General features: G+C 75.1%; 3 protein-coding genes. 1 reads left to right on the top strand and 2 read right to left on the bottom strand.

Annotation, left to right across the window (positions count from 1 at the left end; translation table 11 throughout):
- On the bottom strand, positions 1 to 786 hold a 786-nt coding region (locus H5J30_RS30545; protein ID WP_181790691.1), incomplete at its 3' end, for a DMT family transporter.
- Between the two features lie 93 nt (positions 787 to 879).
- Between H5J30_RS30545 and H5J30_RS30540 the strand changes: the two genes are divergently transcribed.
- A complete protein-coding gene (locus H5J30_RS30540) occupies positions 880 to 1,239 on the top strand; it encodes a chorismate mutase (protein ID WP_181790689.1) in 360 nt (119 codons plus the stop codon).
- A 10-nt stretch (positions 1,240 to 1,249) separates the two neighbouring features.
- Here the strand turns inward: H5J30_RS30540 and H5J30_RS30535 are convergent.
- On the bottom strand, positions 1,250 to 1,862 hold a 613-nt coding region (locus tag H5J30_RS30535), incomplete at its 5' end, for a hypothetical protein (protein WP_181790687.1).

Raw genomic sequence — 1,862 nt, 5'->3', positions numbered from 1 at the left:
CGTCGCCGCCTCCGGCACCTCGCCGAGCGCCGCCCAGGACATCAGCACCACCAGCGCCGGCACCGCGTACGTCGTGGCGCCCATCTTCCCCGCCGTGGTCCGCGCCAGCGCGTACGCCCACGTCGTGAAGGCCAGCGCCGTCGGGAAGATGCCGAGGTACACCACGTTGGCCGTCGCCGACAGCGGCGCGTCCCCGAGCTGCCCCGCCAACTGCCCCGCGAACGGCAGGCACAGCACCGCCCCCGTCATGCAGCCGTAGGCGGTGACCTGAAGCGGCGAGGCGTGCGCCAGGGCCGGCTTCTGGCTGACGACCCCGCTCGCGTACGTGGCGGCGGCCAGCAGGCACAGCAGCACCCCGCCGAGCGAGGAACTGCCTCCGTCGGACATCGATATGCCCACCACCACGGCGCCCGCGAAGGACACGGCCAGGCCGGCGAGCAGCGCCGGCGGGAAGCCCTCCTTCAGCAGCCAGCCGCTGAGCACCGCTATGAGCATCGGCCCGACGTTGACGACCATGGCGGCCGTGCCCGCGTCGACCAACTGCTCGCCCCAGTTGAGCGCCACCATGTACACCCCGAACCAGAGCGCTCCGGAGACGGCGATACCCGGCCACGCAGCCCGCGGCGGCGGCCCCTCGCGGCGCACGGCGAGGATCAGCGCCAGCGCGGCGGAGCCCGCCAGCAGCCGGCCGAGCGCCAGCGCGCCGGGGCTGAAGTGCTCGCCCGCGTCCCGGATGGAGACGAACGCCGACGCCCACAGCACCACCGTCACCGCGGCCGCGGCCATCGCCCGCCGATCCGCCCCCGCCTGCACGTTTGCCATGCCCAGGAAGGTAACAGCCGGCACTGACAGCGGCCCCGCCCCTGTTACGGTGGCCCGATGACCGACCACTCCACGTCCCCGTCGGCCATGGACGGCCTCTCCGACTCCGATGTACGGGCCGAGCTGGCCCGGCTCCGCGACAGCATCGACAACATCGACGCGGCCGTCGTGCACATGCTCGCCGAACGCTTCAAGTGCACCCAGCAGGTCGGCCGGCTGAAGGCCACGCACCACCTGCCCCCGGCCGACCCCGCCCGCGAGGCCCGCCAGATCATCCGCCTCCGCGAGCTGGCGGAGAGCGCCAAGCTGGATCCGGCATTTGCGGAGAAACTTCTCAACTTCATCATCGCCGAGGTCATCCGCCACCACGAGACGATCGCCAACTCCACCGCCCCGGAGCCCCCCGCGGCCGAGTGACCGCGCGCTCCTAACCCCCGCCCGCCCCCGCGTCGTACGCGGCGAAGGCGCGCTCCGGCAGCAGCCAGCCCTCCTCGCGGAAGATCCGCGTCCCCGCCTCCCGCACCACCGCGTCGGCCCCCGCGCGGGCGACCCAGTCGCGCGGTGTCGGGCCCAAAAGGTCCCGCAGCCGGGACGACGCGGCGAGGAGGCGGGCGAGGAGGGCGGGTTGGTCCCGGGTGTGGGGGAGCGGGCGGCCGTGCGCGCCGGCCAGGACGCCGCGGGCGTTGTAGTAGACGTACGCGCCCGGCAGCCGCTCCCCGGTCGGCAGCCGCACCGGGAACTCCGCGGCCGGCAGCAGCGCCCGCCCGTAGTGCGGCAGCTCCGTGCCGTCCACGGCGCGCAGTTGCTCCTCGTCCAGCCACGTGACCCACAGCCGCGACTCGGAGGCTCCGTCGGCGTACGGGGCCGCCGCGACGTACCCCGGGCCGCTGATGTGCCCCGAGACGCCGACGCCGAGCCCGCCGGCGACGGCCGGTGCGACCGGCACCACGGCGGGCAGCCCCAGCCGCGTCAGCTTGTGGCGCACCTGCCCCGGCGCCGCGTTGGACCCCAGCGCCAGCACCGGCACCCGCGCCCCGGCC

It is taken from the genome of Streptomyces phytophilus, assembly GCF_013870535.1.
GTDB classification, from domain to species: Bacteria; Actinomycetota; Actinomycetes; order Streptomycetales; family Streptomycetaceae; genus Streptomyces; species Streptomyces phytophilus.
The sequence above is the reverse complement of the archived record's forward strand: the minus strand, read 5'-3'. Positions and strand labels throughout refer to the sequence as shown.